Genomic DNA, 26,226 nt, shown 5'->3' with positions numbered 1-26,226 from the left:
GCAAGTACGGACATCCCCAGGAGCTTACTTAGGTAAGTGACTGGGGTGACCGTAGGCAGCCAACAACGCAGCAATTCGAAAGATGAAGGGGATAGGAGGTTGTATGGGTAAGTTAGCTTTGGCCGCCAAAATTACGCATGTTCCATCGATGTATCTGTCGGAAATGCCAGGAAAAAACCACGGTTGCCGTCAGTCGGCGATCGACGGGCATAAAGAGATCAGCGCGCGCTGCCGCGAAATGGGCGTCGACACCATTATCGTGTTCGACACCCACTGGCTGGTGAACAGCGCCTATCACATCAACTGCAGCCCGCATTTCGAAGGGCTGTATACCAGTAACGAACTGCCGCACTTCATCCGCGACATGACCTACGAATACGAAGGCAACCCGGCGCTGGGGCAGTTGATCGCCGCGGAAGCCTGCAAACTTGGGGTGCGTGCCAAGGCGCATGAGATCCCAAGTCTGAAGCTGGAATACGGCACGCTGGTACCGATGCGCTACATGAACAGCGACAAACATTTCAAGGTGATTTCGATCTCGGCGTTTTGCACCGTACATGACTTTGCCGATAGCCGTCGGCTGGGGGAAGCGATCAAAACCGCGATTGATAAATACGACGGCACGGTGGCGGTATTGGCCAGCGGTTCGCTTTCACACCGCTTTATCGACGACCAGCGTGCCGAAGAGGGCATGAACAGCTATACCCGCCAGTTTGACCAGCAGATGGACGAACGGGTGGTCAAGCTGTGGGAAGAAGGGCGCTTCCGCGAGTTTTGCGAAATGCTACCGGAGTACGCCGACTACTGCTATGGCGAAGGCAACATGCATGACACCGTGATGCTGCTCGGCCTGCTGGGGTGGGACAAATATGACGGCAAGGTGGAGTTCATTACCCCGCTGTTCGCCAGTTCCGGCACCGGGCAGGTTAACGCCGTGTTCCCGCTGCCGGCCGAAGCCTGAGGAGCCTCCATGCCCCATTTTTACGCTGAATGTACCGACAACATCCGCCGTGAGGCGGATTTACCCGCGCTGTTCGCCAAGGTCAATCAGGCGCTGGCAGATACCGGGATTTTCCCACTGGCCGGGGTGCGCAGCCGTGCCATCTGGCTGGATACCTGGCAGATGGCTGACGGCCAGCGGGATTATGCTTTTGTGCATATGACGCTGAAGATCGGCCACGGCCGTAGCCTGGAAAGCCGTGAACAGGTGGGGGCGATGCTGTTTACGCTGATCACTGAGCACTTCGCCGAGCTGATGGCCAACCGCTATCTGGCGCTGTCGTTCGCCATGGAAGAGCTGGATCCGGTGCTGAACTACAAGCAAAACAATGTCCACGCGCTATTCCGTAAAGAGTAAGGGGCCGTCAATGTTGGATAAAGAGCTGGTTAGCCGTGCCGTGCAACGTTTGCATCAGGCAGAGCAGAACCGTGAGCAGATCCGCGCGCTGTCGCTGGATCATCCCGAGATCTCCATCGAAGACGCCTATGCCATTCAGCGGCAGTGGGTGGCGCTGAAAATCGCCGAAGGCCGCACCTTGAAGGGCCATAAAATCGGCCTGACGTCGCGCGCCATGCAGGTCAGTTCGCAGATCACTGAACCGGATTTCGGTGCGTTGCTGGATGACATGTTTTTCAACGACGGCAGCGATATTCCGATCGATCGTTTTATCGTGCCGCGCGTTGAGGTAGAGCTGGCGTTTGTACTGGCCAAACCGCTGCGCGGGCCGAACTGCACGCTGTTTGACGTCTACAACGCCACCGATTACATCATTCCGGCGCTGGAGATCATCGATGCACGCAGCCATAACATCGACCCTGAAACTCAGCGCCCGCGCAAAGTGTTCGACACCATTTCCGATAACGCCGCTAACGCCGGTGTGGTGATGGGTGGCCGGCCAATCAAACCGGACGCGTTGGATCTGCGTTGGATCAGTGCGTTGCTGTACCGCAACGGGGTGATCGAAGAATCTGGCGTCGCAGCGGCGGTGTTGAACCATCCGGCCAACGGCGTGGCCTGGCTGGCCAACAAGCTGTTCCCGTATGACGTGGAACTGGAAGCCGGACAGGTGATCCTCGGCGGCTCCTTTACCCGGCCGGTAGCCGCACGACGTGGCGATACCTTCCATGCCGATTACGGCCCGATGGGTTGCATTAGCTGCCGGTTTGTTTGATTTCCCCCCTCAGGGAGGGGAAAACACCATGGAGAACACAATGTTAACCAACGTTTTTAAGCAGGCGCTGCAGGAAAAACGCCCGCAGATTGGCCTGTGGCTGGGGTTGTGCAGCAGCTACAGCGCCGAACTGTTGGCCGGCTCCGGTTTTGACTGGTTGTTGATCGACGGCGAACACGCGCCTAATAACGTGCAAACGGTACTGGGTCAGTTGCAGGCGATTGCGCCTTACCCGAGCCAGCCAGTGGTGCGCCCGGCATGGAATGACGCGGTGCTGATCAAGCAACTGCTGGACATCGGCGTGCAGACGCTGTTGATCCCAATGATCCAGAACGCCGAACAGGCGCGTGATGCGGTGCGTGCTACCCGTTATCCGCCGCACGGCATACGCGGTGTTGGCAGCGCGCTGGCGCGTGCGTCACGCTGGAATCGGGTGCCGGATTATCTGCAACAGGCCGACGCGCAGATGTGCGTGTTGGTGCAAATCGAAACCCGTGAGGCGGTTAAAAACCTGGACGAGATCCTGCAGGTGGAAGGGGTTGATGGGGTATTTATCGGCCCGGCTGATCTGAGTGCCGACATGGGATACGCCGGTAATCCACAGCAACCGGAGGTGCAACGCACCATCGACGATGCCATTGCGCGCATCAGCGCTGCCGGCAAGGCGCCGGGCATTCTGACCGCTAACCCGGAGCTGGCGCAGCATTATCTGGCGTCCGGCGCGCTGTTTGTCGCGGTCGGGGTAGATACCACCCTGCTGGCGCGGGCGGCGGAGTCCCTGGCCGGTCGCTTTAAGCAGCAACAGCCTCCCGTGCAATCACCGGGCGTTTATTAGGTTGCAGGACGCAATCTTACTGGAGACACCATGAGCAACGTCGATTCGCTGCCGCCGGTCAACCCGGCGCAGCAACATAAAGCGTTAACCGCCACCGAGCAATCGGTGATTAAAAAGTTATTTCGGCGACTGATTATTTTCCTGTTTGTGCTGTTTGTTTTCTCTTTCCTCGACCGTATCAACATCGGTTTCGCCGGGTTAACCATGGGCAAGGATCTCGGCCTCAGCTCGACCATGTTCGGTCTGGCGGCGACCCTGTTCTACGTCACCTATGTGATCTTCGGTATCCCGAGCAATATCATGCTGGGGATCGTCGGGGCACGGCGTTGGATCGCCACCATTATGGTGCTGTGGGGCATCGCCTCGACCTGCACTCTGTTCGCCACCGGGCCGACCAGCCTGTATGTGCTGCGGATGATCGTCGGCATCACCGAAGCCGGTTTTTTGCCAGGGATTCTGGTGTATCTCACCTACTGGTTCCCGGCGTTTTACCGCGCCCGGGCCAATGCGCTGTTTATGATCGCCATGCCGGTAACCATGGCGATTGGCTCGCTGGTGTCAGGCTATATTCTGGCGCTGGACGGGCTGATGAAGCTCAAGGGCTGGCAATGGCTGTTCCTGGTGGAAGGTATTCCTTCGGTGCTGCTGGGCGTGGTGGTGTGGTTCTACCTGGACGATACCCCGGCCAAGGCCAAGTGGCTGACCGACGAAGAAAAAACCAGTCTGAAAGCCATGATGGATGCCGACAAGCTGCAACTGGTGCAGCCCAATGGCCCGGGTAGCCACCGGGCTATGCAGCAGCGCAATCTGTGGCGGGAAATCTTCACCCCGATTGTGCTGATGTACACGTTGGCCTATTTCTGCCTGACCAACACCCTGAGCGCCATCAACATCTGGACGCCGCAGATCCTGCAGAGCTTTAACCAGGGCAGCAGCAACATCGTGATCGGCATTTTGGCGGCGATCCCGCAGATCTGCACCATCGCCGGGATGATTTGGTGGAGTAAAAGATCGGATCGATTGCAGGAGCGCAAACACCATACCGCGCTGCCGTACCTGTTTGCCGCCGCCGGTTGGCTGCTGGCTTCGGCCACCGACCACAGCATGATCCAACTGCTGGGGATCGTCATGGCTTCTGTCGGCTCGTTCACCGCCATGGCGATCTTCTGGACTACGCCGGATCAGTCGATCAGCCTGGAGGCGCGGGCGATCGGGATCGCGGTGATCAACGCCACCGGCAACATAGGATCGGCAGTCAGCCCGCTATTGATCGGCTGGTTTAAGGATCTGACCGGCAGCTTTAACTCCGGGCTGTATTTTGTTTCGGCACTGTTGATCATCGGCGCACTGATCGTCTGGCGTATTCCGATGCAGGGCTCGCGCCCACGGGCCACGCCTTAATGGGGACAGTTTAGGGGCGCCACATGCGGCGCCCCTGCCGCACAGCCGTAGGGGTTGAGCACGCTCAACCCGTTCTCGGGGGAATGAGGTCAATACATGCAGAAAAGTACCGGTTTTATCGCCAACATCGATATCTGCAAAGAGTACGATGCGCGTTACGCCACGGATGAAGTGCATTACGAAACCTTTGCCGGGCTGGCGGCCTTTTTTGGCCGCGATATGCAGGTGCACTGGCACGACCGCTTCTTCCAGGTGCACTTTCTGGAGACCGGCAAGATTGAACTGCAATTGGATGACCAGCACTATTCGGTGCAGGCGCCGCTGTTTATCCTGACGCCGCCCTCGGTGCCGCATGCCTTCTTCACCGAGCCGGACAGCGACGGTCACGTGCTGACGGTGCGCCAGGAGTTGATCTGGCCCCTGCTGGAGCGGCTGTATCCCGGCAGCAATTTGGCAATGGATATGCCGGGTATTTGTTTGTCGATGGCCGACGCGCCGCAGGAACTGACGGCGCTCAGCCATTACTGGGCGTTGATCCGGCGTGAGTTCTGCCAGCGCTTGACCGGCCGCGAACAGACGCTGACGTTACTGGCGCAGGCGGTGTTGACCCTGCTGTTGCGCAATGCGTCGCTGGAGGACTCCGCCACCAGTGGCGTGCGCGGTGAGCTGAAATTGTTCCAGCGCTTCAATCGGATGGTGGACGAACGCTTCCGCGATCATCTGCCGGTGCCGGACTATGCCCAGGCGCTGGGCGTCACCGAATCAAGACTCAACGACCTGTGTCGGCGTTTCGCCAATCAGCCGCCCAAACGACTGATATTCGATCGCCTGCTGCGCGAGGCCAAACGTATGCTGCTGTTCAGCGCTTGCACGGTGCATGAAACCGCTTATAGCCTGGGTTTTAAAGATCCGGCCTATTTCGCCCGCTTTTTCAATCGGCTGGAAGGCTGTTCCCCCTCGACCTACCGCGCCGCACAACATTCCCTTTCGTAAGCTGGATCACAGTTTGCCGCTAAAGCGGCAAACCTGCCTGAAAAGTACCGGCGATTGCCGCAAAAGTCTCTTCTCGAAACCGGCGTTGGGGGCTTCAATTAAGCAACCAAAAGAAAACATTATTTTAACAAGTGGCCGAGCCCACGGCCCCTAAAATACCGATTACGAGGAAGAGTTAAATGAAACCTGAAGACTTTCGTGCTGACAACAAACGCCCGTTCACCGGTGACGAATACCTGAAGAGCTTGCAGGACGGCCGTGAAATTTATATCTATGGCGAGCGGGTGAAAGACGTAACCACCCATCCGGCATTCCGTAATGCGGCGGCCTCGGTCGGTCAACTGTACGACTCACTGCATGACCCGGTTAGCCAGGACCGCTTGTGTTGGGGCACCGATACCGGCAACGGCGGCTACACCCACAAATTCTTCCGCTACGCTCGCAGCCCGGAAGAGCTGCGTCAGCAGCGTGATGCCATCGCCGACTGGTCGCGTCAGAGCTACGGCTGGATGGGGCGCACCCCGGACTACAAAGCGGCCTTCGGCTCCGCGCTGGGCGCTAATCCCGAGTTTTACGGCCAGTTCGCCGACAACGCACGCCACTGGTACAAACGCATTCAGGAAACCGGGCTGTACTTTAACCACGCTATCGTCAACCCGCCGATTGACCGCCACAAGCCGGTCAACGAAGTGAAAGACGTGTTTATTCAGGTGGAGAAAGAGACCGACGCCGGCATTATCGTCAGCGGCGCGAAGGTGGTAGCGACTAACTCGGCGCTGACCCACTACAACTTTATCGGCTTCGGTTCGGCCCAGGTGATGGGCGATAACCCGGATTTCGCGCTGATGTTTGTCGCACCTATGGATGCCGAAGGGGTGAAACTGATCTCCCGCGCCTCCTATGAACTGGTGGCTGGTGCCACCGGATCGCCGTTCGATTACCCGCTCTCGAGCCGTTTTGATGAGAACGATGCGATCCTGATTATGGATCATGTGTTGATCCCATGGGAAAACGTGCTGATCTACCGCGATTTCGATCGTTGTCGTCGCTGGAGTACCGAAGGGGGATTCGCCCGCTTGTTCCCGTTACAGGCCTGTGTTCGCCTGGCGGTGAAGATGGACTTTATCACTGCGCTGCTGCAAAAGAGCCTGTCCTGTACCGGCGTGCTGGAGTTCCGTGGCGTGCAGGCCGATCTGGGCGAAGTGGTAGCCTGGCGCAATCTGTTCTGGTCGCTGACCGATGCGATGTGTGCCGAAGCCACCAAGTGGGAAAATGGCGCTTATCTGCCGGATTCCGCTGCGCTACAGACTTACCGCGTGATGGCACCAATGGCCTACGCCAAGGTGAAGAACATCATCGAAAAGAACGTCACCAGCGGCCTGATTTACCTGCCGTCCAGCGTGCGTGACATGAATAACCCGGAGATCGACAAGTACCTGTCTCGCTATGTGCGCGGATCCGACGGTATGGATCACGTCGAGCGCATCAAGATCCTCAAGCTGATGTGGGATGCGATCGGCAGTGAATTCGGCGGGCGTCATGAGCTGTATGAGATCAACTACGCCGGCAGCCAGGACGAGATCCGTCTGCAGTGCCTGCGCCAGGCGCAGGGATCCGGCACCATGGGCAAGATGATGGAGATGGTCGACAAATGCCTGTCCGACTACGACCAGCACGGCTGGAAAGTGCCGCATCTGCATAACAATGACGACATTAATCAGTTGGATAGACTGCTTAAGTGATCCGTAAGGAGGTTTGTATGTCTCAGGAAAATGAACACCGTCTGCTGTTTCGCGACGCCATGGCCAGCCTGTCCGCAGCGGTGAATATCGTCACGACCGACGGCCCGGCGGGGCGCTGTGGTATCACTGCCACCGCGGTGTGCTCGGTGACCGATACACCACCGACGCTGCTGGTGTGCATAAACCGCAACAGCGCGATGAACCCGGTATTCCAGGCCAATCAGCGGCTGTGCGTCAACGTGTTGAACCATGAGCAGGAGCTGATGGCCCGCCACTTTGCCGGTATGACCGAGGTCAGCATGGAAGAACGTTTCCGTTTGGATGACTGGCAGAGCGGCACGCTGGGGCAGCCGGTGCTGCGTAACACGCTGGCCAGCCTGGAAGGGGAGATCGAGCAGATCCAGTGCATCGGCACCCATCAGGTGTATCTGGTGCAGATCCGCCAGATCGTGGTGAGTGCGGCTGGCAACGGGCTGATCTACTTCAAACGCAACTTCCATCCGGTGATGCACGAAAGGCTGGCTCTGGCCTGACATTCATGGGGCGCAGCTCACTGCTGCGCCCCATGGCATTAACTCTTATTCGCCGCCAAATCACTTACCAACCGGTTCACCGGATCGCTCATGTTGGTGAATTTGCTCAGCTCCGAACGGGTCACCACCACAAACACCCCGACGTTTTTCTGCGGGATCATCGCCATATAGGTAATAAAGCCGCCACCCCCGCCGGTTTTCTGAATAATCCCCGGCAGTTCGCCATTCGGTGCCATATACACCCAGCCTAGCCCCAGCGCACTGGCTTCACCCGGTACGTCCATGCCTTTTAGCGACACCAGATCGTTGCGCTGGAAATACATGGTCTGTTCGCTGGCGGCGGTCGATTTGCGTGAACCGGAAACGTTGGAGGTCAGGAACTGCTGCATCCAGCGCTGCATGTCGCGCGGCGTGGAGTAAACGCCGCCGCTACCACCCGCGGCAGTGGTGTCACGGCAGGCGCTGGGGCCGGCCGAGGCCACCATCAGGCGTGAACACTGTTCGGCGCTTGGGCTCAGGGTGGTATCGACCATACCGAGCGGTGCGGTGATCTTTTCCTTCAGCAGGGCGCTATAAGGTTTGCCCGCTGCGCGCGACAGCGCATCGGCCAGCAGGTCATACGCCAGGTTCGAATAAGAGGCACGTACACCCGGTGGTACCGCAACGTTGGCATGTTCCAGCCACTGCCAGCGCTGCGCCTTGGTCGGCCAGGTAAAGACTGGCGTTTTCGGCGGCTTCTTGCCCGGTTGTTCACGCGGCAGCGCGCTGGTATGGGTTGCCAGGTTCAGTAACGTGATCGGTTGGCGAGTGTTATAAGCCGGGACGTAAGCGCCCTGCGGGGCGTATTTGCGCAGCGGATCGTTGAGCTTGACCCGGCCTTCCGCCGCCATCTTGACCATCACTTCGCTGGTCATCAGCTTGGTGATAGAGGCGATGCGGATCAGAGAGTCCGGGCGTGGGCGCAGGTTATTACCGGGTTTGGTATCGCCAAAACTGCGGTTAACCACCTGATTACCGTCGATCACCACCAGTGCCATACCGGTGGCACCGCTGTTGTAGAAAATATGTTCGGCATACTGGTCGACAATTTGCGAGGCCAGTTGCGGTGCGGCGGCCTGCGCGGCCAGCGGGGCGGCACACAGGCTCAGCGCCAGCAATGAAGCGGAGAAAGAGTTCTTCAACGGTTGTTATCCATTTTAAAAGGCAACAGGAAAAAGGCCTGAACCGGGATATGACCCGGTTTCGTCTGCTGTCAGTGTAATGTGCCGCGGCCCTGGCTGCATGTGGAAAAAAGAGCGGTTTGATAAATAATTTTCTGCCGCCCTGATGAGGCCGAATCGACTTACTGTACGCGGGTGAAAATGGCGATCACCTGATCCAAATGGGCCTTCATTGCCTTGCGCGCACCGCGCACGTCACGCGCTTCGATCGCCGCTAAAATGGCCTGATGTTCCTGCTCGGAACGGTGTGACATATCGTCCGGCGTATAGTTGCGTTGCAGTACGCGGAACATGCTGCCATAACGGTGGCCAAGCAGGTGGCCGATGATAAAGGCGTAGGCCGGGTTGCCGCTGGCCTGGGCGATGCGGATATGGAACAACCGGTCGCCGGGGTGGGTGGCCGATCCTTCTCGGTTATCGCGGCAGTTTTGTTCGTAGGCGGCGCGGATGCCTGCCAGCTCCTGGTCAGTGGCATGGCGGGCGGCCAGCGCGGCGGTTTCCGGTTCGATCAATAAACGGGTTTGCAGCAGTGAGAAGGGCGGCAGCTCGGCATTAAAATCCAGCTCGATATTCAGTTCATCGTCAATTTCTGCCCACTGACCGCGCCCGGCCTGTGCCATCACCGGTTCCTGTGAAATCATTACCGGCGTCTGTGCCCGGACGATCACCCCATTGCCGACTTTGACATCCACCAGGCCAATCACTTCGAGTGCGATCAATGCCTCACGCACGGAGGCACGGCTGACCTGCAACTGCTGGGCCAGATCCCGCTCGGACGGCAGGCGGCTGCCTGGTGGAAATTCATTATTATCGATGAGCCGTTTCAATTGATCGGCTATCTGCCTGTAAATTCGGGGATTTTCCAGTCGGGTGATCGGCATTTTTTACCTTAGGCTGTTCGATGTTAAGTGATGTTGCGCACAAATATTACTCAAGCCGCTTGAGTAATCGTTATTCAAGTGTAAAAAATTGGTTAATCAAAATGCTGTTTTAAGTGTGTCTCATAACATTCTCACCAAACCATAACGCGTAAAGCGTCTTTTGTCATGTTAAAGGTCCGACCTTTAAACGCCTTTAATGGCCTGACCATTAGGCCTTTAGGCCAAGGGAGCGAAAATGAATTTAACTGGAAAACGCGTGCTGATCACCGCCGCCGGACAGGGGATTGGCTTCAGCACTGCCAGGCTGTTTGCCGATGCGGGCGCCGAGGTGATCGCCACCGATATCAACACCGAACAACTGCAGGGGCTGCCCGGCATTCGGCCGATGACGCTAAACGTGACCGATACTGCGGCGATCGCCGTGGCGGCGGAAACCCTGGGGCCGATCGACGTGCTGTTCAACTGCGCCGGCGTGGTACACAGCGGCTCGATCCTTGAGTGCAGTGAGGAGCAGTGGGCGTTTGCCCTCGATCTTAATGTGACGGCGATGTTCCACATGATCCGCGCCTTCTTGCCCGGCATGCTGGCGCGCAAAAACGGTTCGATTATTAACATGTCGTCGGTCGCCTCCAGCGTGAAAGGGGTGCCGAACCGCTTCGCTTACAGCGCCAGCAAGGCGGCGGTGATCGGCCTGACGCGTTCAGTGGCGGCGGATTACGTCACCCAGGGTATTCGTTGCAACGCCATTTGCCCCGGCACGGTGGAATCACCGTCGCTGCGCCAGCGTATTGCCGAACAGGCGCGTGAACAGGGCCGCAGCGAAGAAGAGGTGTATCAGGCGTTTGTGGCCCGCCAGCCGATTGGCCGTATTGGCACCACCGGCGAGATTGCCCAGTTGGCGCTCTATCTGGCGTCTGACGCCAGTTCCTATACCACAGGTACGGTACAGATTATTGACGGCGGCTGGAGCAACTGAGGCCCGGAACTTCAGGCGATGACGCCCGATACATTTTTCTACAGTGAGGACAGGATGAAACTTTTACGTTATGGCGCACCGGGACAGGAACGCCCGGGAATATTAGACAGTCAGGGGCAGATCCGTGACCTGTCGCAGCATATCGCCGACCTGAGCGGTGAGGCACTGTTGCCCGCCGCTTTGGACAAACTGCGCGCGCTGGATATTAACCAACTGCCGACGGTGGCCGGACAGCCGCGTTTGGGGCCATGCGTGGGCCACATCGGCAAATTTATCTGCATTGGTCTGAATTATGCCGATCATGCGGCGGAAACCGGCGCGGCGATCCCTTCTGAGCCGGTGGTGTTCAGCAAATGGACCAGCGCGGTGGTCGGGCCTAACGATCAGGTGCAAATCCCGCGTGACTCGCGCAAGACCGACTGGGAGGTGGAGCTGGGCGTGATCATTGGTCAGGGCGGACGCTATATCAGCGAGCAGGACGCGATGCAGCACGTCGCCGGTTACTGCGTGATTAACGACGTCTCGGAGCGTGAATTCCAAATCGAACGCGGCGGCACCTGGGACAAGGGCAAGGGGTGCGACACCTTTGGCCCCACCGGGCCCTGGCTGGTGACCGCCGATGAAATTGCCGATCCTCATCGCCTGAATCTGTGGCTGGAGGTGGACGGCAAGCGCTATCAGGATGGCAACACCAGCACCATGATTTTCCGTATTCCTCAAATCATCAGCTATCTGAGCCGCTTTATGAGCCTGCAGCCGGGCGATGTGATCTCTACCGGCACGCCACCGGGTGTTGGCATGGGACAGAAGCCAACGCCTCTCTACCTGAAAGCCGGGCAGACGATGCGGCTGGGGATTGAAGGATTGGGTGAACAGCGTCAAACAACCGTACAAGCCTGATGTGGAGCACTGCCATGACGAAGATTACCGCACTGCGGGTTGAAGATATCCGCTTCCCCACCTCGCTGGCGCTGGACGGATCCGACGCGATGAATCCGGATCCGGATTACTCCGCCGCTTACGTGATCCTGGAGACCGATCGCGACGATCTGAGCGGTCACGGGCTGACCTTTACCATTGGTCGCGGCAATGAGATCTGCTGCGCGGCGATCCGCGCGCTGGAGCATCAGATCGTCGGAGTGTCGTTGGAAGAGATCGCTGCCGATATGGGTGCCTTCTGGCGGCGTTTTACCAGTGACAGCCAGCTGCGCTGGATCGGCCCGGACAAAGGGGCGATCCACCTGGCAACCGGGGCGGTGATCAACGCAGTTTGGGATCTGTGGGCCAAAGCCGAAGGCAAGCCGGTGTGGCGACTGGTGGCCGAGATGACTCCCGAGGAACTGGTGCGCTGTATTGATTTTCGCTACATCACCGACTGCATTACCCCGCAGGAAGCGCTCACCCTGCTCAGACAGCGGGCGCAGGGCAAGGAACAGCGCCTGGAGCGGCTGCTGCAGGACGGTTACCCCTGCTACACCACTTCCGCCGGCTGGCTGGGTTACCCGGACGACAAGCTGCGCCGGCTGTGCCAGGAAGCGGTCGATGCCGGTTTCTCCTACCTGAAACTGAAGGTGGGACGCGATCTGGAAGATGATATCCGCCGGGTGCGCATTGCCCGCGAGGTGATCGGCCCCGATCGTCAACTGATGATCGACGCCAACCAGGTGTGGGAAGTCAACGACGCTATTCCCTGGGTGAAGCATCTGGCATTCGCCAAGCCTTGGTTTATCGAAGAACCGACCAGTCCGGACGACGTGGAAGGGCATCGCCGCATCCGCGAAGGAGTGCACCCGGTAAAAGTGGCCACCGGCGAGATGTGCCAAAACCGCATCATGTTCAAGCAGTTCATCATGCGTGAGGCGATTGACGTGGTGCAGATTGACGCCTGTCGTCTTGGCGGCGTCAACGAAGTGCTGGCGGTGATGCTGATGGCGGCCAAATACCAACTGCCTGTGTGCCCGCATGCCGGGGGCGTGGGATTGTGCGAGTACGTTCAGCATCTGTCGATGATCGACTACCTGTGTATTGCCGGCACCCACGACGGCCGGGTGATCGAATACGTCGATCATCTGCATGAACATTTTGTCCACCCCTGTGAGGTCAGAGGGGCGGCCTACATGCCGCCGCTCAATCCCGGCTATTCGATTGAGATGCATGCGGCGTCGCTTGAACAGTACCGGTTCCGCGGTTGAACGGGCAACAAGCCATGCTGCGCATCGACGCTCATCAACATTACTGGCATTACCATCCGCAGCGCTATCCGTGGATCAGCGAGCAGATGGCGGTGTTGCGACAGGATTTTGGCCCGAAACAGCTTGAACCCTTGCTGCAACAGCACGGTTTTGACGGCGCGCTGGTGGTGCAGGCTCGCCAGTGTGAGCAGGAAACCCAGACGTTACTGGCGCAGGCCCAGCAAAGCCAAGGCGTATGCGGCGTCGTGGGCTGGCTGGACATCACCGCACCCCAGTTGTCGCAGCAGTTGGAGCAACTGCAACAGCAACCTTTGTTGCGCGGCCTGCGTCATCTGGTGCAGGACGAACCACAGCCGGACGCCTGGCTGACACGGCCGGAAGTGCGGCGTGGTATGCAGGCGGTGCAGCGGCACGGCTACGTTTACGACATTCTGGTCACTCACCGGCATTTGTCGGCGGCGATGCAGTTTGCCGCCGAACATGACGATTACTGGCTGGTGCTGGACCATTTCGGCAAACCGGATATCGCCCGAGGCGCAGAACACTGGGCGCAGCAAATCAAACCCTTGGCGGCGTTGCCGCACGTGGTCTGTAAGCTGTCCGGGTTAATCACTGAAGCCCCCAACGGGCATTGGCAGGCCTCGCAATTACTGCCGTTTTTTGAGGCGGCGCTGGAGGCGTTCGGTCCGCAGCGACTGATGTTCGGATCCGACTGGCCGGTGTGCCTGCTGGCCGGTGATTACGGCCAGGTTTATCAACTGAGTGAGCAGGCCATCGCCACGCTGAGTCCTTCGCAGCAGGCGGAGATTTGGGGCGGCACGGCCTGCCGAATTTATGGGTTAACGGAGTCTGGTTATGGATCTGTATCTGAAAGATAAGGTGGTGATGGTGACCGGTGGCGGCTCCGGCATCGGTGCGGCTGTCTCCCAACTGCTGGCGGAAGAAGGGGCGATCCCGGTGATTGTCACTAATGCCGTGCCGGAAGCGGAGTTTCTGGCTCAGCTGCGTCGGTTGCAGCCGCAGAGCACGGTGATCATCACCGATCTGTGTGAAGAGCAGGAGTGTCGGCGGGCGGTGGCACAAACGCAGGAAACCTTCGGCCGTATCGATGCATTGGTGAATAACGCCGGGGTTAACGACGGCGTGGGGCTGGAGGCCGGGCGCGAAGCCTTTGTCGGATCGCTGGAGAAAAACCTGATTCATTACTACCTGATGGCGCACCTGTGCCAGTCGGCGTTGCAAAGCAGTAAGGGGGCCATCGTCAATATTGCCTCCAAGACCGCACTCAGTGGGCAGGGCGGCACCAGTGGCTACACCGCCGCCAAGGGCGCGGTGCTGGCTTTGACGCGTGAGTGGGCGGTATCGCTGCGCCATGAAGGCGTGCGGGTGAATGCGGTGGTGCCGGCAGAGGTGATCACGCCGCAGTATCAGCGCTGGATCAATACCTTCGAGCAGCCGGAGCAGCAGCTTGAGAAAATTACCGCGCGCATTCCTTTCGAACAGCGGATGACCACGCCGCAGGAAATCGCCAACACCGTGGTGTTTCTGATCTCATCGCGTTCGTCACACACCACCGGGCAATGGGTGTCGGTGGACGGTGGCTATCTGCATCTCGACCGGGCGATCACATGAGTGGCGCGGAGGGAACGGGGCAGCGCTTTTGTCAGGCACTCGATCTGGTCGATTCACCGGCATTGATCGAGGAATACCTGGGCCATCATCAGCGTATCTGGCCGGAGATTGCCGCCCACCTGCGTGAGCACGGCATTCGGGATATGGAGATTTACCGGCTGGGCACCCGGCTGTTCATGATCGTTGAAGTCAGTACCGAGTTCGATGCCGAGCGGTTTAACGCCGCCGGTTCGAGCAATCCCCACGTGCAGCGCTGGGAAGCCCTGATGTGGCACTACCAGGTGGCCACCCCCTGGACGCCGCAAGGCGAAAAATGGGTGGAGATGGAGCGGATATTCTCTTTGCAAAAACAATAACACTGACATCGTTACCCTACCGAGGATATATCAATGCTTGCTGAAAAAACTGCTGCCCCCCCTCAGGTGGGCGTCAAGGCGACGGCCAATCTGCGCTGGGCTTTTATTCTGGTCACCAGCCTGTTCTTTATGTGGGGGCTGTCGTATGGCCTGTTGGACGTATTAAATAAACACTTTCAGGAAACCCTGCACGTTACCAAAGCGCAGTCGGGATTATTACAGGCGGCGTATTTCGGTGCCTACTTCCTGGTGGCGCTGCCCGCCGGCTATTTTATGGATAAGAAAGGCTACAAGGCCGGCATTCTGATCGGGCTGTGCCTGTATGCGCTGGGGGCACTGCTGTTTGTACCGGCGGCCTCCGCCAACAGTTTTGGCATGTTCCTGTTCGCGCTGTTTGTGATTGCCTGCGGGCTGGGTTGCCTGGAAACCGCAGCCAACCCTTATGCCACAGTATTGGGGGACGCACAGGGGGCCGAACGGCGGCTGAACCTTTCCCAGTCGTTTAACGGGTTAGGGCAGTTTATTGGCCCGATGATCGGCGGTACGCTGTTTTTCTCTGCCACCCAGGGGGCGAGCAGCGGTGACCAAAGTGCGGTGAAGATGACCTATGTGGCGATCGCTGTGCTGGTACTGCTGATTGCCTTTTTATTCAGCCGCACCCGCTTGCCGGACATCCGCGAGGAAGAGCAGCCGGAGCACGGTGAAATTGCTCAGGGGCTTTGGCAGCACAAGCACTTTGTTGGTGGAGTGATTACCCAGTTCTTCTACGTGGCGGCACAGGTCGGCGTCGGTGCGTTCTTTATTAACTACGCCACCGAACACTGGAGCGATGTTTCCAACCAAAGCGCGTCCTATTTGCTCTCCATCGCCATGATTTGCTTTATGGTGGGGCGCTTCTTCAGCACCTGGCTGATGGGCAGGGTCAAACCGGCCACGCTGCTGATGATTTACTCGCTGGTTAACATTGTGCTGTGCGCTGTGGTCATGCTCAGTATGGATGGGATCTCGGTGGTGGCGCTGATCGCCGTATTCTTCTTTATGTCGATCATGTTCCCGACCATTTTCGCCCTCGGGGTGAAAAACATGGGTAAACACACCAAGTGCGCCAGTTCCTTTATGATCATGGCGATCGTTGGCGGAGCCATCATGCCTTACTTTATGGGGGCACTGGCGGATCGCTACAGCACCGCGTTGTCGTATTTCCTGCCGCTTTTGTGCTTCGCCGTGGTGTTTGTTTACGGTCTGCAGCAGCGCCGTCGCTAAGCTTACTGCCCGCCGGCTCAGAGAGCGGCGGGCTGAACGGTGGGTGCCAGCTGAATATTATTGCGCCCGTTGTTTTTCGCCTGATATAACGCGGCATCGGCCGCCCGGATCGCCGAGGCGACATCCAGCTTGTTCAGCGCGGAAATTCCCGCACTGAGCGTCACCGTGGTGGTTTCAAACTGATTAAAGCGATGGGGGATTTTTAATTCCTGCACCCGCTGCCGCACCCGTTCAGCCACCTGGGTAGCGTACTCTTCGTTCACGTTGGTCAGCAGCACCAGAAACTCTTCCCCGCCGTAGCGCACCACGATATCGCGTGAACGTACCGAGTCGCGAATAGCGATGGCCACCTGCACCAGCGCCTGGTCACCCATGGTGTGACCATAGTTATCGTTATAAGCCTTGAAGTGATCGATATCGAGCAACACCAAGAAATGACAGTCTGACGGGGGCGTCGGCAGTATATTGATTTTATTCTCCAGGCCCCGGCGGTTATAAAGCCCGGTTAAGGGATCGATCATGCTTAAATTGCTGAACCTGTCCCGTTCGTTATACAGATTAGCCACCAGCGTTTGAGTGAAAAGTTCGCTGCGTTTGAGCATCAGATGATGGATAGAGAATGCGATAATCGGTAATACCGTAGTGAATACGATGCGCATGGTATTGTGCATGCCGTCCAGTAATAGAATGACTAATGCGGACGGAACGGCATGCAGGCAAAAGGCGATAAAGTTATCGGTCAAGGCTATGGCGCTGATAAAGAACATACTGAACAGACTAATTAATAGAAAACTTTGGTTGTTCGGCGCACAGTGCTGACTTTTAAGGTAAATATGTGCCGCCCACAGCAGGCCGAGAACACAGGAAAATAGATTCAATTTTTTGACGTATAACCGTGGAGACTGCAGGGTAAATAACAGTGCCGCCAGACAAAATAGCGGTATACCTAATAAAGGTAGGGTAAAAGCGGGTTTGTTTTGAAATGGGACTAATAATGTAAATACGGAAGAGGCAGCGTTCATCAATAGAAATAAAAATAATGATAAGCGGTGTTTGCTGTTCAGCAGTTCCTGATAAGAACGCGCGTTCATACGGAGTTCACTCTTTACAATATCGATCTGTCGAAAAATTAAGGTTGCGAAAAATTCTGTCGGTGTGAATTAAACACCCGCATTGTATGGTTGTAGATTGTGATTATTAACATGCGAATAAGACTAAGAATTTTCTTATGGCAAACTATCATTTTTCAACCGCTGTGTCATCCGGGTTTGGTTGTTGCAGCGAAAATGATGCGCAGTGAAAAAAAGTGGTATATGATATTGGTTCTCATTATCACTTGAAGGGTAGGGTTATCATGATTGCAGCCATGATTACCGCGTGTGGGTTGTGGGGCGTCAGTTGGTGCCTGGGCAACCGTTTGGCCAGCGCCTGGGGCGTTTTACTGCCATGCGCCTTGATGCCGTTACTGGCATTGATCAACCTGGATATGATGCAACTGCGCACGCTGATTGTGATCGCTATGTTGGCCACATTGGTGATGCTGTTCAACAGTCGCTGGCGTCACTACCTGTTGTTGCCTTCCTGCATGGCACTGGCCGGCGGATTGGCCGCGATCGGTTTGAACTTCAATCTGGGCTGAAAACGCAAAACCACGCTTTCGCGTGTTCTTTATCATCGTTTCGATTGGGAATTGCTTTGGGGATATTACCGGAGAGAGTTATCGATTGGTGCGAAGAGAGGGACTTGAACCCTCACGTCCGTAAGAACACTAACACCTGAAGCTAGCGCGTCTACCAATTCCGCCACCTTCGCACAGCCGATATCTTTACTTTGCTTTCGATTTATATCACCAGCTTGGTGCGAAGAGAGGGACTTGAACCCTCACGTCCGTAAGAACACTAACACCTGAAGCTAGCGCGTCTACCAATTCCGCCACCTTCGCATTGATGCTGTGCAATATAAATCATGTGGTTATTTGGTGCGAAGAGAGGGACTTGAACCCTCACGTCCGTAAGGACACTAACACCTGAAGCTAGCGCGTCTACCAATTCCGCCACCTTCGCATTCCAAGAAACGTTACCGGAGTAACGTTACCACGGAGGCGAATTCTAGAGATTTTGGCGGGGACGTCAATAGTTATTTCCCCTGTTTGCGGGCGTTTGCTGGAAAAACGTCCGTTTTAGGTGATTGATACTGTTCAAACAGCCAAATCAGCCAGTCAATCAATACCCTGACCCGGGGCGCAAGGAACCGGCCGGGGGGATACATGATGTAAATGGGCATTGGCGGCGGCGGGGTGTCTGCCAGCACCTCGACCAATTCCCCTTTCTGCAGCCAGGGTGCCAGCGAGTAGTGTGCAGCCTGTATCAGCCCCATGCCGGCGCGACAGCCGCTGGTGTAGGCATCGGCACCGCTGACGCTCAACCTGGCGGGCAACTCGCGTAACTCCACCTTGCCGTTGCGGCAAAACTCCAACGGGTAATTGCGATTACTGGTGAGGGAAAAATAACCCACCGCCTGATGCTGCTGCAATTGGTCAATCGATTGGGGTACGCCGAACGTGGCCAGATAGCCGGGAGAGGCGCAGGTCAACTGTGGCAGCATGGCGATACGCCGCGCCACCAGGCTGTCATCTTCGGTTTCCCAGGCGCGCAGCACGCAATCCACTCCCTCACGCAGCAGATCCACGTGGGTATCGTTGGCACCTAATGCCAGAGTCAGATCCGGATAGCGCTGGTAAAAGTCATCCAGGGCGGGGATCACGATTTCACGCGCCAGCGAATGGGGCATGTCAATGCGCACCTTGCCGGAGGGCTGCAGTTTATGGTGGCTGAACAGCGTGTCCGCCTCTTCCAACGCACCCAGCAACTGCACGCAGCGCTGATAATACAGAGTACCTTCGCTGGTCACCTGGACCTGGCGGGTGGTGCGGATCAGCAGGCGGACGCCGAGGCGCTGCTCGAGCCGCTTGAGCGCATTGCTGACCGTGGCACGTGGCAGTTGCAAGCGTTCGGCTGCCCGGCTGAAGCTGCCTAGTTCGACAATGCGGGTGAAAATGCGCATGGCCTGGATCTGATCCATCTTGCCGCTCCCTATTGTTAGCGATTTATGAACAGTGATGAGTAATCTGCATTATTTATCTTTTCAGGGTAAACAACCAGACTCTGTTGCACCAGCACTCCGCTGAGACCAACCGCATGAGGGCAACACAATGCAACAACGTCAATTAGGTCCCAATGGCCCGACCGTTTCCGCCCTGGGCCTGGGCTGCATGGGGATGAGCGATTTTTATTCGACGGCGCAGGATGAACAAGAAGCCATCGCTACCCTGCATCGGGCGCTGGAGCTGGGGGTGACTCTGCTGGACACCGCCGACATGTACGGGCCGCACACCAATGAACGTTTGATTGGCAAAGCGATCAAGGGCAAACGGCAGCAGGTCTTCCTGGCCACCAAATTTGGCATCCTGCGCGATCCGACCGATCCCAGCGCCCGGGGCGTCAGCAGTCGGCCGGAGTATATCCGCCGTTCGGTGGAGGGCAGCCTGCAGCGGCTTGGGGTCGAGGTGATCGATCTTTATTACCAGCATCGTGTGGATCCTGAGGTGCCGATCGAAGAGGTGGTTGGCACCATGGCGGATCTAATCAGCGAAGGTAAAATCCGCTACATCGGGTTGAGTGAGGCTTCGGTCGCTACGCTGGAACGTGCGCATAAGGTACATCCGATAACCGCTTTGCAGACCGAGTATTCGCTGTGGACGCGTGATGCCGAGCAAGGGGTGTTGGCGGCCTGTGAGCGGCTGGGCATTGGCTTTGTTCCTTACAGCCCACTGGGCAGAGGTTTCCTGACCGGGGCGATCCAGCGGCCGGAAGACCTGGATGCCGATGACTTCCGCCGCAGCAATCCGCGTTTCCAGGGGGAAAACTTTGCCCGTAATCTGGCGTTGGTAGAGAAAGTGACCGAACTGGCCAAACGCAAAGGTGTGGCGCCGTCACAGCTGGCGTTGGCCTGGGTATTGGCGCAGGGCGAGCACATCGTGCCGATCCCAGGAACCAAGCGCCGTCGTTATCTGGAAGAGAATATTGCGGCGGCTGAATTGACGCTGAATAAGGCGGAACTGGCGGCGATTGAGGCGGTGTTCCCGTTGCAGGCGGCCGCGGGCGCACGCTACGGCGCAGAGTCGATGACCTATATCAACGGGTGAAAAAAGGGCGCGGCGTGTGAACGCTGCGCCCTGATAGCCGATATTCGCGAGTCGGGGGGGACTTACTTTTTCTTCTTGCCATCGCGTGGCGCACGGGCAACGGTTGCCTGGTACACCTTGAAGCGGCCGTTTTGTGCCAGCAATTCGTGGCTGCCGAAGGTGGCGTCCAGGATGTCCGGGTACGGCAGGAAGGCGTTGGCCACGATGCGCAGACGACCGCCGATCGGCAGGTGCTTTAACGCACCGCGGATCAGGGTTTCTGCTGCGGTCAAACTGGTTTGCAGCCCGTCATGGAACGGTGGGTTGGAGATGATCAGATCGAAACGGCCGGTAATGTCGGAATAGACGTTACTGACGATCACTTCACCTTCAATGCCGTTGGCGGCCAGCGTCGCGCGGCTGGATTCAATGGCTGCGGCATTAACGTCGCTGAGGGTCAGCTTCATTTTTGGCGACAGTTTGGACAGCACTGAGGCCATTACGCCGGCTCCACAACCCACGTCCAGCACTTTGCCTTTCATGTGTTTATCCAGGGTCGACAGCAGCAGTGAGCTACCAACGTCCAGCCCGTCGCGGCTGAACACGCCCGGCAGGGTTTTCACTTCCAGATCGTGCAACTGGTAGCTTTCCCACCAGTCTTCCAGGTTGAATTCGGTCTGGGTATCCAGGCGACCGTGATACAGGCCACAGCGGCGGGCGCTGTCGATTTTAACCAGGGTGGCGTAGTCTTCCACCATCTGATCTGCGCTGCGCACGCCGCTGCGGTTCTCACCGACCACGAACACGTCAGTGCCTACCGGCAGCAATGCCAGAATGTTGTACAGCTGGAATTGCGCTTCCTGTTTGCTCTTCGGCCAGTAGTAGATCAGCGTATCGCACTCGGCGACGAACGCGGCGTCTACGGTCAGGCCGTACTGCACGTTGTCACCCATCGCCCGGTTCAGTAACTGCCAGTGATGGTATTGCTGGGTATGGACACGCACATCCGCGGCCTCAAATTGGGCCGGCAGGGCGTCCTGCAGGTCACCGGCGAACAGAACGCGGCGTTCGATAAACTCATCACTGTGGCGCAGCATGACTTCACTGGCGGGGGTTAATGCAGACATCAGGTTTTGGCTCCTAGAAATTAGACCGGGGATTATAGAGCTTTGTGGCGATATGTTCGACGGGTTTGTTGGCGCAGGCCGCGCGGGTTTGTTAGCATAGCGCGGCGCATGGCAGGCATGGCGCACCACAACGGGTAGATCCTGACAGGAATCGGCATGGCATCAAAACGCGACTGGCTGTTACAACAACTGGGTATTACGCAGTGGACATTGCGCCGCCCGGGCGTGTTGCAGGGCGAAGTGGCGGTCAGTCTGCCACCCGAGGTGCGTTTGCTGATTGTAGCGCAGACGTTGCCTGAGCCTAACGATCCGTTGTTTTGCGACGTGCTGCGCAGCCTGGGGCTGACCCCGGCGCAAACCTACACCCTGACGCCGGACCAGGTGGCGATGTTGCCTGAGGATACCGAATGCAACAGTTGGCGGTTGGGCGTTGCGGAGCCGCTTGCGGTGGCCGGCGCGCAGCTACACAGCCCGGCACTGGCCGAGCTTTCTCTCGATGCGAGTGCCAAACGCGCACTCTGGCAGCAGATTTGTCATCATGAACACTATTTCTACCCTGACCGCGGCCGACCTGGCCACAGCCTTCAAGATTGAGCAAGCCAGCCACGCCTTTCCCTGGACGCAAGCCACCCTTACCAGTAATCAAGGCGATCGCTACCTTAACCTGAAACTGGAAGCCGACGGGCAGATGGCGGGTTTTGCCATCACCCAAATCGTGCTGGATGAAGCCACGCTGTTCAACATTGCCATTCATCCCGACTGGCAACGCCGGGGATTCGGCCGTCAATTGCTGGAAGCGCTGATTGCACAACTGGAACCCCGTGGCGTATTTACGCTGTGGCTGGAAGTACGAGCCTCTAACCGTGCCGCCATCGCGCTGTACGAAGATCTCGGCTTTAATGAAGTGACCATCCGCCGTAACTACTACCCTGCTGCCCATGGGCGTGAAGACGCGATAGTCATGGCGCTGCCGCTGGCTTGAATCCGAGGAAAACAACTCCTTTATTGTTTCGATGTTAATTTACAATAAAAGGGTTGTTTTTATATGTACATACAACAAATTGATTGTTTTTATGCTGGTTAACAACTAATTTATTGTTTATCGATGTGATGACAATCAATAGGTTGTTTTGAGGTGACTGATGCGTAAATCATCAGAAATATCAAAGTTTTTGAAAGAAAAACGTGCCGAACTGGGCTGGAATCAAAAAGACTTTTTGATGAAGATTGGCATGACCCAGCAGCAATATCAGCGTATCGAATCCGGTAGTGATATGAGGATGAGTACGCTGCTACGCATACTGGCGGCGATGGATTTGGAATACCTTATCGTGCCGAAAAAAAATGTGCATGACGTGGAGTTGTTGCTACAAAAGGATGTGGAAAAAGTTTCAGAAGCGGTTGGATTGCGGAGTTTCGACAAAAAACTGAAAGACCTCGAGGACTAGCTGATGGATGGACAACGGCAGGTTGAATCGGTACAGGCATTAGCATTGGTATTACACAATGTGCGTATTGGTGTGCTGGCGCATTATAGCGGTGGCAAGAATATCCTGACGTTTGATCCGCAATATCTTGCTATGCCAGAGTCCACTCGCCCGGTGTTTACCCTAAGGCAGTGGGCGCACCCGGGGTATCTGGATCAGGTTTTGATGTCATCACAGCGCCTTCCCCCCGTGTTATCCAATTTGCTGCCTGAAGGGGCGTTGCGTAGCTGGTTAGCTCAAGCTTTGAAAGCGCATGCTTCTGAAGAGTTTCCTTTGATGGCATGGACAGGGGCCAACCTGCCGGGTGCACTTGAGGCACGGGCGCTTGTGGCGAGTGAGATCCCTGCTTGGGCTTTAACGTCGCGTGGTAAACTGGAGGCCGTGCAAATCGAGGTGGGGCTGGATGCTCAAAAATTTTCTCTGGCAGGCGTGCAGATGAAGTTTTCCTCTTTACGTCAGGACGGCCGTTTCAATATTTCCTCTCAGGTGGGTTCTGATAGTTGGATTATCAAAACGCCCTCAACAGTTCATCGCAGCGTGCCTGAAAATGAGTATACGGCTATGCGATTAGCGCAGGCCATCGGTGTGGAAATCCCTGATATTGAGTTAGTTGCGTTGGATCAGTTAGATAATTTACCTGATATTCGCCTGGCAGATGAGTCTTTTGCTTATGCCATCCGTCGTTTTGATCGTAGCGAAAGCGGGCGAGTACACACGGAAGATTTTGCCCAAGTGTTTGAACTCTATGCTCATGATAAATATCGTGGCAAAAACTATGAGCAAATAGCGGCTTATCTTTATAACTGGGGCACTGAACCCTTGGTTGATGTGCAACAGATGGCTCGCCGCTTATTGGCCAATATTCTGCTGGCTAATGGCGATGCCCATGTCAAAAACTGGTCAATGATTTATCCCAATCAAACCGAAGTTCGGCTCTCTCCCGCTTATGACATTGTAACCACTTTGGCTTATATCCCGCATGAATCAGAAGTGGCGCTTAATATGGCGAGGGAAAAGCGTTGGTCGATGATTTCAATGCAAACCTTCGAACATTGGGCAGAGCGCGTCGGTATTCCTTGGCCGGCTATACGGGTGCATTTACTGGATGCCATCGACAAGGCACGCACCTTATGGCCACCATTATTGGAAAACTTACCGATGGCGGAAGAGCATAAAATGGTATTGCGTCAGCATTGGGCGGCGTTGTCCCCAGATTTCCGACTGCATTGACGGTTTAATCTTGCTTCGCAAGATCCATTGATTGTCACCGGTGGGTAAATCAGCGAAAATGCCCGGCTATTATCTTTTATTTACCGCTTTGCCTGGCGCCGTGCGCGGCGCGTTCTGATACTTTCGCAGGGCGGACTAACTGTAGAATCTGAAAAACATGTCTCCTAGTGAATTTGCCCGCGAAGTCTCGAAAAGAAGAACTTTCGCCATCATCTCGCACCCCGATGCCGGTAAAACGACCATTACCGAAAAGGTGCTGTTATTCGGACAGGCTATCCAGACCGCCGGTACGGTAAAGGGCCGTGGCTCAAAACAGCATGCCAAATCCGACTGGATGGAGATGGAAAAGCAGCGTGGGATCTCGATCACCACCTCGGTGATGCAGTTCCCGTACCGCGAATGTCTGGTTAACCTGCTGGACACCCCGGGGCACGAAGACTTCTCCGAAGATACTTACCGTACCCTGACTGCGGTTGACTGCTGTTTGATGGTGATCGACGCCGCGAAAGGGGTTGAGGATCGTACCCGCAAGCTGATGGAAGTAACCCGTCTGCGCGATACGCCGATCCTGACCTTTATGAACAAACTGGACCGCGATATTCGCGATCCGATGGAAGTGATGGATGAAGTTGAGCGTGAGCTGAAAATCGCCTGCTCACCGATCACCTGGCCTATCGGCTGCGGCAAGCTGTTTAAAGGGGTTTATCATCTGTACAAGGATGAAACCTACCTTTATCAGACCGGTAAAGGCCACACCATTCAGGAAGTGCGTATTGTCAAAGGGTTGGACAACCCGGAGCTGGACGTCGCCGTGGGTGAAGATCTGGCCGCGCAGCTGCGTGAAGAGCTGGAGCTTGTGCAGGGCGCCTCTCATGAGTTCGATCATGAAGCTTTCCTGAGCGGTGATTTGACGCCGGTATTCTTCGGTACCGCTTTGGGTAACTTCGGCGTGGACCACATGCTCGACGGTCTGGTGTCTTGGGCACCGGCGCCGATGCCGCGTAAAAGCAGCACCCGTGAAGTGGTGGCGGCGGAAGAGAAGTTCACCGGCTTTGTGTTCAAGATCCAGGCTAACATGGATCCTAAACACCGTGACCGCGTGGCCTTTATGCGTGTGGTCTCCGGCCGCTATGAGAAAGGCATGAAGCTGCGCCAGGTGCGCACCGGCAAAGACGTGGTGATCTCCGACGCCCTGACCTTTATGGCGGGTGACCGTTCGCACGTGGAAGAAGCTTACCCGGGCGATATTATTGGTCTGCACAACCACGGCACCATTCAGATCGGCGATACCTTCACCCAGGGTGAAGACATGAAGTTCACCGGTATTCCGAACTTCGCACCGGAGCTGTTCCGTCGTATTCGTCTGCGCGATCCGCTGAAGCAAAAACAGCTGCTGAAAGGCCTGGTGCAACTGTCCGAAGAAGGCGCGGTGCAGGTATTCCGTCCGATCGCCAGCAACGATTTGATCGTCGGTGCGGTCGGTGTGCTGCAGTTCGAAGTGGTGGTTGCGCGTCTGAAAAGCGAATACAACGTGGAAGCCTTGTACGAGTCGGTCAACGTTTCGACCGCCCGTTGGGTTGAATGCAGCGACGTGAAGAAGTTTGAAGAGTTCAAACGCAAGTGTGAGCTTAACCTGGCGTTGGACGGTGGCGACAATCTGTCTTACATCGCGCCAACCATGGTTAACCTGAACATCACACAGGAACGCTACCCTGAAGTGGTGTTCCGCAAAACGCGCGAGCACTAACAGAACAACAGGGCACCTTAGGGTGCCCTGTGTCATATTGTTTCCCCCATTCTGCTAATTAATAAGTCTCCTTCATCCTTTCAGCCCCTCTGAATCCGCCAGGCTTTGTCCGGCAATACCTGCGTTTTCTGCCACATGGTCTATATTTAACAGGGCATAATCGTTCCGGTAAGCGTAATTCACTGCATTTTGTCATAACGGCAGCGAGTTATTCGGCACTGTTGCCAATTAGAGACAGTGTGATGCCATGTAAATCA

At 56.6% G+C, this 26,226-nt stretch carries 27 protein-coding genes and 3 tRNA genes; 22 read left to right on the top strand and 8 right to left on the bottom strand.

The features are described 5' to 3' along the window. Nucleotides 1–103: 103 nt before the first annotated feature. From hpaD to hpaC, 8 genes are all read left to right on the top strand, one after another. Nucleotides 104–961 (top strand): 3,4-dihydroxyphenylacetate 2,3-dioxygenase, encoded by an 858-nt coding sequence (gene hpaD / locus OC597_RS12875; protein WP_262208954.1) that lies wholly within the window; start codon nucleotides 104–106, stop codon nucleotides 959–961. Nucleotides 962–970: 9 nt separating this feature from the next. Next, nucleotides 971–1,357 (top strand): 5-carboxymethyl-2-hydroxymuconate Delta-isomerase, encoded by a 387-nt coding sequence (locus OC597_RS12870; RefSeq protein ID WP_261257167.1) that lies wholly within the window; start codon nucleotides 971–973, stop codon nucleotides 1,355–1,357. A 10-nt stretch (nucleotides 1,358–1,367) separates the two neighbouring features. Continuing rightward, nucleotides 1,368–2,171 (top strand): 2-oxo-hept-4-ene-1,7-dioate hydratase, encoded by an 804-nt coding sequence (hpaH, locus tag OC597_RS12865; RefSeq protein WP_261257169.1) that lies wholly within the window; start codon nucleotides 1,368–1,370, stop codon nucleotides 2,169–2,171. Nucleotides 2,172–2,211: 40 nt separating this feature from the next. Further along, nucleotides 2,212–3,006, top strand: a complete 795-nt coding sequence (gene hpaI / locus OC597_RS12860; RefSeq protein ID WP_275881019.1) for a 4-hydroxy-2-oxoheptanedioate aldolase — start codon at nucleotides 2,212–2,214, stop codon at nucleotides 3,004–3,006. A 30-nt stretch (nucleotides 3,007–3,036) separates the two neighbouring features. Further along, entirely contained in the window at nucleotides 3,037–4,407 is a 1,371-nt protein-coding gene (gene hpaX, locus OC597_RS12855; protein ID WP_262208950.1) for a 4-hydroxyphenylacetate permease, read from the top strand. A 96-nt stretch (nucleotides 4,408–4,503) separates the two neighbouring features. Next, nucleotides 4,504–5,400, top strand: coding sequence for a 4-hydroxyphenylacetate catabolism regulatory protein HpaA (gene hpaA, locus OC597_RS12850; protein WP_262208948.1), 897 nt, complete (start codon nucleotides 4,504–4,506; stop codon nucleotides 5,398–5,400). Between the two features lie 179 nt (nucleotides 5,401–5,579). Further along, nucleotides 5,580–7,142, top strand: coding sequence for a 4-hydroxyphenylacetate 3-monooxygenase, oxygenase component (gene hpaB / locus OC597_RS12845; protein ID WP_085119598.1), 1,563 nt, complete (start codon nucleotides 5,580–5,582; stop codon nucleotides 7,140–7,142). A gap of 17 nt (nucleotides 7,143–7,159) precedes the next feature. After that, a complete protein-coding gene (gene hpaC / locus OC597_RS12840; RefSeq protein ID WP_262208946.1) occupies nucleotides 7,160–7,675 on the top strand; it encodes a 4-hydroxyphenylacetate 3-monooxygenase, reductase component in 516 nt (171 codons plus the stop codon). A 38-nt stretch (nucleotides 7,676–7,713) separates the two neighbouring features. On the opposite strand, the gene ampH is transcribed toward hpaC, so the two are convergent. Both ampH and OC597_RS12830 read right to left on the bottom strand, forming a co-directional pair. Next, nucleotides 7,714–8,856, bottom strand: a complete 1,143-nt coding sequence (gene ampH, locus OC597_RS12835; RefSeq protein WP_261257173.1) for a D-alanyl-D-alanine-carboxypeptidase/endopeptidase AmpH — start codon at nucleotides 8,854–8,856, stop codon at nucleotides 7,714–7,716. 161 nt (nucleotides 8,857–9,017) lie between these two features. Continuing rightward, complete coding sequence (locus OC597_RS12830) at nucleotides 9,018–9,776, bottom strand: FadR/GntR family transcriptional regulator (protein WP_261257176.1); 759 nt, start codon at nucleotides 9,774–9,776, stop codon at nucleotides 9,018–9,020. Between the two features lie 235 nt (nucleotides 9,777–10,011). Between OC597_RS12830 and OC597_RS12825 the strand changes: the two genes are divergently transcribed. The 7 genes from OC597_RS12825 to fucP are packed head-to-tail and all read left to right on the top strand — an operon-like array spanning nucleotide 10,012 to nucleotide 16,195. Further along, entirely contained in the window at nucleotides 10,012–10,752 is a 741-nt protein-coding gene (locus OC597_RS12825; protein ID WP_261463233.1) for an SDR family oxidoreductase, read from the top strand. Between the two features lie 54 nt (nucleotides 10,753–10,806). Further along, nucleotides 10,807–11,652 (top strand): fumarylacetoacetate hydrolase family protein, encoded by an 846-nt coding sequence (locus tag OC597_RS12820; RefSeq protein WP_262208943.1) that lies wholly within the window; start codon nucleotides 10,807–10,809, stop codon nucleotides 11,650–11,652. 14 nt (nucleotides 11,653–11,666) lie between these two features. Further along, on the top strand, nucleotides 11,667–12,944 hold the full coding sequence (locus OC597_RS12815; RefSeq protein ID WP_262208941.1) for an L-fuconate dehydratase: 1,278 nt from the start codon (nucleotides 11,667–11,669) through the stop codon (nucleotides 12,942–12,944). A gap of 14 nt (nucleotides 12,945–12,958) precedes the next feature. Continuing rightward, a complete protein-coding gene (locus OC597_RS12810) occupies nucleotides 12,959–13,822 on the top strand; it encodes an amidohydrolase family protein (RefSeq protein ID WP_262209083.1) in 864 nt (287 codons plus the stop codon). Further along, nucleotides 13,800–14,576: an L-fucose dehydrogenase gene (locus OC597_RS12805; protein ID WP_262208940.1), complete on the top strand. Its 777-nt coding sequence runs from the start codon at nucleotides 13,800–13,802 to the stop codon at nucleotides 14,574–14,576. The genes OC597_RS12810 and OC597_RS12805 overlap by 23 nt, the downstream gene beginning before the upstream one ends. Continuing rightward, nucleotides 14,573–14,932, top strand: a complete 360-nt coding sequence (locus OC597_RS12800) for an L-rhamnose mutarotase (RefSeq protein ID WP_262208938.1) — start codon at nucleotides 14,573–14,575, stop codon at nucleotides 14,930–14,932. Before OC597_RS12805 ends, OC597_RS12800 begins: the two co-directional genes overlap by 4 nt. Before the next feature lie 33 nt (nucleotides 14,933–14,965). Further along, nucleotides 14,966–16,195, top strand: coding sequence for an L-fucose:H+ symporter permease (fucP, locus tag OC597_RS12795; protein WP_262208936.1), 1,230 nt, complete (start codon nucleotides 14,966–14,968; stop codon nucleotides 16,193–16,195). Nucleotides 16,196–16,212: 17 nt separating this feature from the next. Here fucP and OC597_RS12790 read toward each other — a convergent pair whose 3' ends face one another. Further along, nucleotides 16,213–17,286, bottom strand: coding sequence for a diguanylate cyclase (locus tag OC597_RS12790; RefSeq protein ID WP_261257186.1), 1,074 nt, complete (start codon nucleotides 17,284–17,286; stop codon nucleotides 16,213–16,215). A 263-nt stretch (nucleotides 17,287–17,549) separates the two neighbouring features. On the opposite strand from OC597_RS12790, the gene OC597_RS12785 reads away from it, so the two are divergent. After that, complete coding sequence (locus tag OC597_RS12785) at nucleotides 17,550–17,834, top strand: DUF1435 domain-containing protein (protein WP_037424165.1); 285 nt, start codon at nucleotides 17,550–17,552, stop codon at nucleotides 17,832–17,834. Nucleotides 17,835–17,920: 86 nt separating this feature from the next. Here OC597_RS12785 and OC597_RS12780 read toward each other — a convergent pair. From OC597_RS12780 to OC597_RS12765, 4 genes are all read right to left on the bottom strand, one after another. Further along, a tRNA-Leu gene (locus OC597_RS12780) sits at nucleotides 17,921–18,007 on the bottom strand. 43 nt (nucleotides 18,008–18,050) lie between these two features. Then, nucleotides 18,051–18,137 (bottom strand) — tRNA-Leu (locus OC597_RS12775). Nucleotides 18,138–18,171: 34 nt separating this feature from the next. Then, nucleotides 18,172–18,258, bottom strand: a tRNA-Leu gene (locus OC597_RS12770). Between the two features lie 73 nt (nucleotides 18,259–18,331). Then, nucleotides 18,332–19,276, bottom strand: coding sequence for a LysR family transcriptional regulator (locus OC597_RS12765; protein WP_261257187.1), 945 nt, complete (start codon nucleotides 19,274–19,276; stop codon nucleotides 18,332–18,334). A 130-nt stretch (nucleotides 19,277–19,406) separates the two neighbouring features. Between OC597_RS12765 and OC597_RS12760 the strand changes: the two genes are divergently transcribed. Next, nucleotides 19,407–20,399, top strand: coding sequence for an aldo/keto reductase (locus OC597_RS12760; protein ID WP_261257189.1), 993 nt, complete (start codon nucleotides 19,407–19,409; stop codon nucleotides 20,397–20,399). A 62-nt stretch (nucleotides 20,400–20,461) separates the two neighbouring features. Here the strand turns inward: OC597_RS12760 and rsmC are convergent, their stop codons facing one another. Beyond that, the gene (rsmC, locus tag OC597_RS12755; protein ID WP_261285555.1) at nucleotides 20,462–21,505 is read right to left on the bottom strand and encodes a 16S rRNA (guanine(1207)-N(2))-methyltransferase RsmC; all 1,044 of its coding nucleotides are present in this window, start codon (nucleotides 21,503–21,505) and stop codon (nucleotides 20,462–20,464) included. Between the two features lie 156 nt (nucleotides 21,506–21,661). On the opposite strand from rsmC, the gene OC597_RS12750 reads away from it, so the two are divergent. The 5 genes from OC597_RS12750 (at nucleotide 21,662) to prfC (ending at nucleotide 25,969) form a co-directional block, all read left to right on the top strand. Then, complete coding sequence (locus OC597_RS12750) at nucleotides 21,662–22,099, top strand: DNA polymerase III subunit psi (RefSeq protein ID WP_207977919.1); 438 nt, start codon at nucleotides 21,662–21,664, stop codon at nucleotides 22,097–22,099. Then, nucleotides 22,044–22,487, top strand: coding sequence for a ribosomal protein S18-alanine N-acetyltransferase (gene rimI / locus OC597_RS12745; RefSeq protein WP_099063162.1), 444 nt, complete (start codon nucleotides 22,044–22,046; stop codon nucleotides 22,485–22,487). The genes OC597_RS12750 and rimI overlap by 56 nt, the downstream gene beginning before the upstream one ends. Nucleotides 22,488–22,647: 160 nt before the next feature. Next, entirely contained in the window at nucleotides 22,648–22,953 is a 306-nt protein-coding gene (locus OC597_RS12740) for a helix-turn-helix domain-containing protein (protein WP_261257194.1), read from the top strand. A gap of 3 nt (nucleotides 22,954–22,956) precedes the next feature. Next, nucleotides 22,957–24,222, top strand: a complete 1,266-nt coding sequence (locus OC597_RS12735; protein WP_261257196.1) for a type II toxin-antitoxin system HipA family toxin — start codon at nucleotides 22,957–22,959, stop codon at nucleotides 24,220–24,222. A 157-nt stretch (nucleotides 24,223–24,379) separates the two neighbouring features. Next, nucleotides 24,380–25,969, top strand: a complete 1,590-nt coding sequence (prfC, locus tag OC597_RS12730) for a peptide chain release factor 3 (RefSeq protein ID WP_261257198.1) — start codon at nucleotides 24,380–24,382, stop codon at nucleotides 25,967–25,969. Nucleotides 25,970–26,226: the final 257 nt, after the last annotated feature.

Origin of the sequence: Serratia proteamaculans (assembly GCF_946227095.1) — a bacterium.
Classification (GTDB): Bacteria; Pseudomonadota; Gammaproteobacteria; order Enterobacterales; family Enterobacteriaceae; genus Serratia; species Serratia proteamaculans_E.
The sequence above is the reverse complement of the archived record's forward strand: the minus strand, read 5'-3'. Positions and strand labels throughout refer to the sequence as shown.

Bases quoted from the DNA above. Each gene is read 5' to 3' on its own strand.
- hpaD (WP_262208954.1), top strand. From the start codon at position 104: ATGGGTAAGTTAGCTTTGGCCGCCAAAATTACGCATGTTCCATCGATG.
- OC597_RS12870 (WP_261257167.1), top strand. From the start codon at position 971: ATGCCCCATTTTTACGCTGAATGTACCGACAACATCCGCCGTGAGGCG.
- hpaH (WP_261257169.1), top strand. From the start codon at position 1,368: ATGTTGGATAAAGAGCTGGTTAGCCGTGCCGTGCAACGTTTGCATCAG.
- hpaI (WP_275881019.1), top strand. From the start codon at position 2,212: ATGTTAACCAACGTTTTTAAGCAGGCGCTGCAGGAAAAACGCCCGCAG.
- hpaX (WP_262208950.1), top strand. From the start codon at position 3,037: ATGAGCAACGTCGATTCGCTGCCGCCGGTCAACCCGGCGCAGCAACAT.
- hpaA (WP_262208948.1), top strand. From the start codon at position 4,504: ATGCAGAAAAGTACCGGTTTTATCGCCAACATCGATATCTGCAAAGAG.
- hpaB (WP_085119598.1), top strand. From the start codon at position 5,580: ATGAAACCTGAAGACTTTCGTGCTGACAACAAACGCCCGTTCACCGGT.
- hpaC (WP_262208946.1), top strand. From the start codon at position 7,160: ATGTCTCAGGAAAATGAACACCGTCTGCTGTTTCGCGACGCCATGGCC.
- OC597_RS12830 (WP_261257176.1), bottom strand. From the start codon at position 9,776: ATGCCGATCACCCGACTGGAAAATCCCCGAATTTACAGGCAGATAGCC.
- OC597_RS12825 (WP_261463233.1), top strand. From the start codon at position 10,012: ATGAATTTAACTGGAAAACGCGTGCTGATCACCGCCGCCGGACAGGGG.
- OC597_RS12820 (WP_262208943.1), top strand. From the start codon at position 10,807: ATGAAACTTTTACGTTATGGCGCACCGGGACAGGAACGCCCGGGAATA.
- OC597_RS12815 (WP_262208941.1), top strand. From the start codon at position 11,667: ATGACGAAGATTACCGCACTGCGGGTTGAAGATATCCGCTTCCCCACC.
- OC597_RS12810 (WP_262209083.1), top strand. From the start codon at position 12,959: ATGCTGCGCATCGACGCTCATCAACATTACTGGCATTACCATCCGCAG.
- OC597_RS12805 (WP_262208940.1), top strand. From the start codon at position 13,800: ATGGATCTGTATCTGAAAGATAAGGTGGTGATGGTGACCGGTGGCGGC.
- OC597_RS12800 (WP_262208938.1), top strand. From the start codon at position 14,573: ATGAGTGGCGCGGAGGGAACGGGGCAGCGCTTTTGTCAGGCACTCGAT.
- fucP (WP_262208936.1), top strand. From the start codon at position 14,966: ATGCTTGCTGAAAAAACTGCTGCCCCCCCTCAGGTGGGCGTCAAGGCG.
- OC597_RS12790 (WP_261257186.1), bottom strand. From the start codon at position 17,286: ATGAACGCGCGTTCTTATCAGGAACTGCTGAACAGCAAACACCGCTTA.
- OC597_RS12785 (WP_037424165.1), top strand. From the start codon at position 17,550: ATGATTGCAGCCATGATTACCGCGTGTGGGTTGTGGGGCGTCAGTTGG.
- OC597_RS12765 (WP_261257187.1), bottom strand. From the start codon at position 19,276: ATGGATCAGATCCAGGCCATGCGCATTTTCACCCGCATTGTCGAACTA.
- OC597_RS12760 (WP_261257189.1), top strand. From the start codon at position 19,407: ATGCAACAACGTCAATTAGGTCCCAATGGCCCGACCGTTTCCGCCCTG.
- rsmC (WP_261285555.1), bottom strand. From the start codon at position 21,505: ATGTCTGCATTAACCCCCGCCAGTGAAGTCATGCTGCGCCACAGTGAT.
- OC597_RS12750 (WP_207977919.1), top strand. From the start codon at position 21,662: ATGGCATCAAAACGCGACTGGCTGTTACAACAACTGGGTATTACGCAG.
- rimI (WP_099063162.1), top strand. From the start codon at position 22,044: ATGAACACTATTTCTACCCTGACCGCGGCCGACCTGGCCACAGCCTTC.
- OC597_RS12740 (WP_261257194.1), top strand. From the start codon at position 22,648: ATGCGTAAATCATCAGAAATATCAAAGTTTTTGAAAGAAAAACGTGCC.
- OC597_RS12735 (WP_261257196.1), top strand. From the start codon at position 22,957: ATGGATGGACAACGGCAGGTTGAATCGGTACAGGCATTAGCATTGGTA.
- prfC (WP_261257198.1), top strand. From the start codon at position 24,380: ATGTCTCCTAGTGAATTTGCCCGCGAAGTCTCGAAAAGAAGAACTTTC.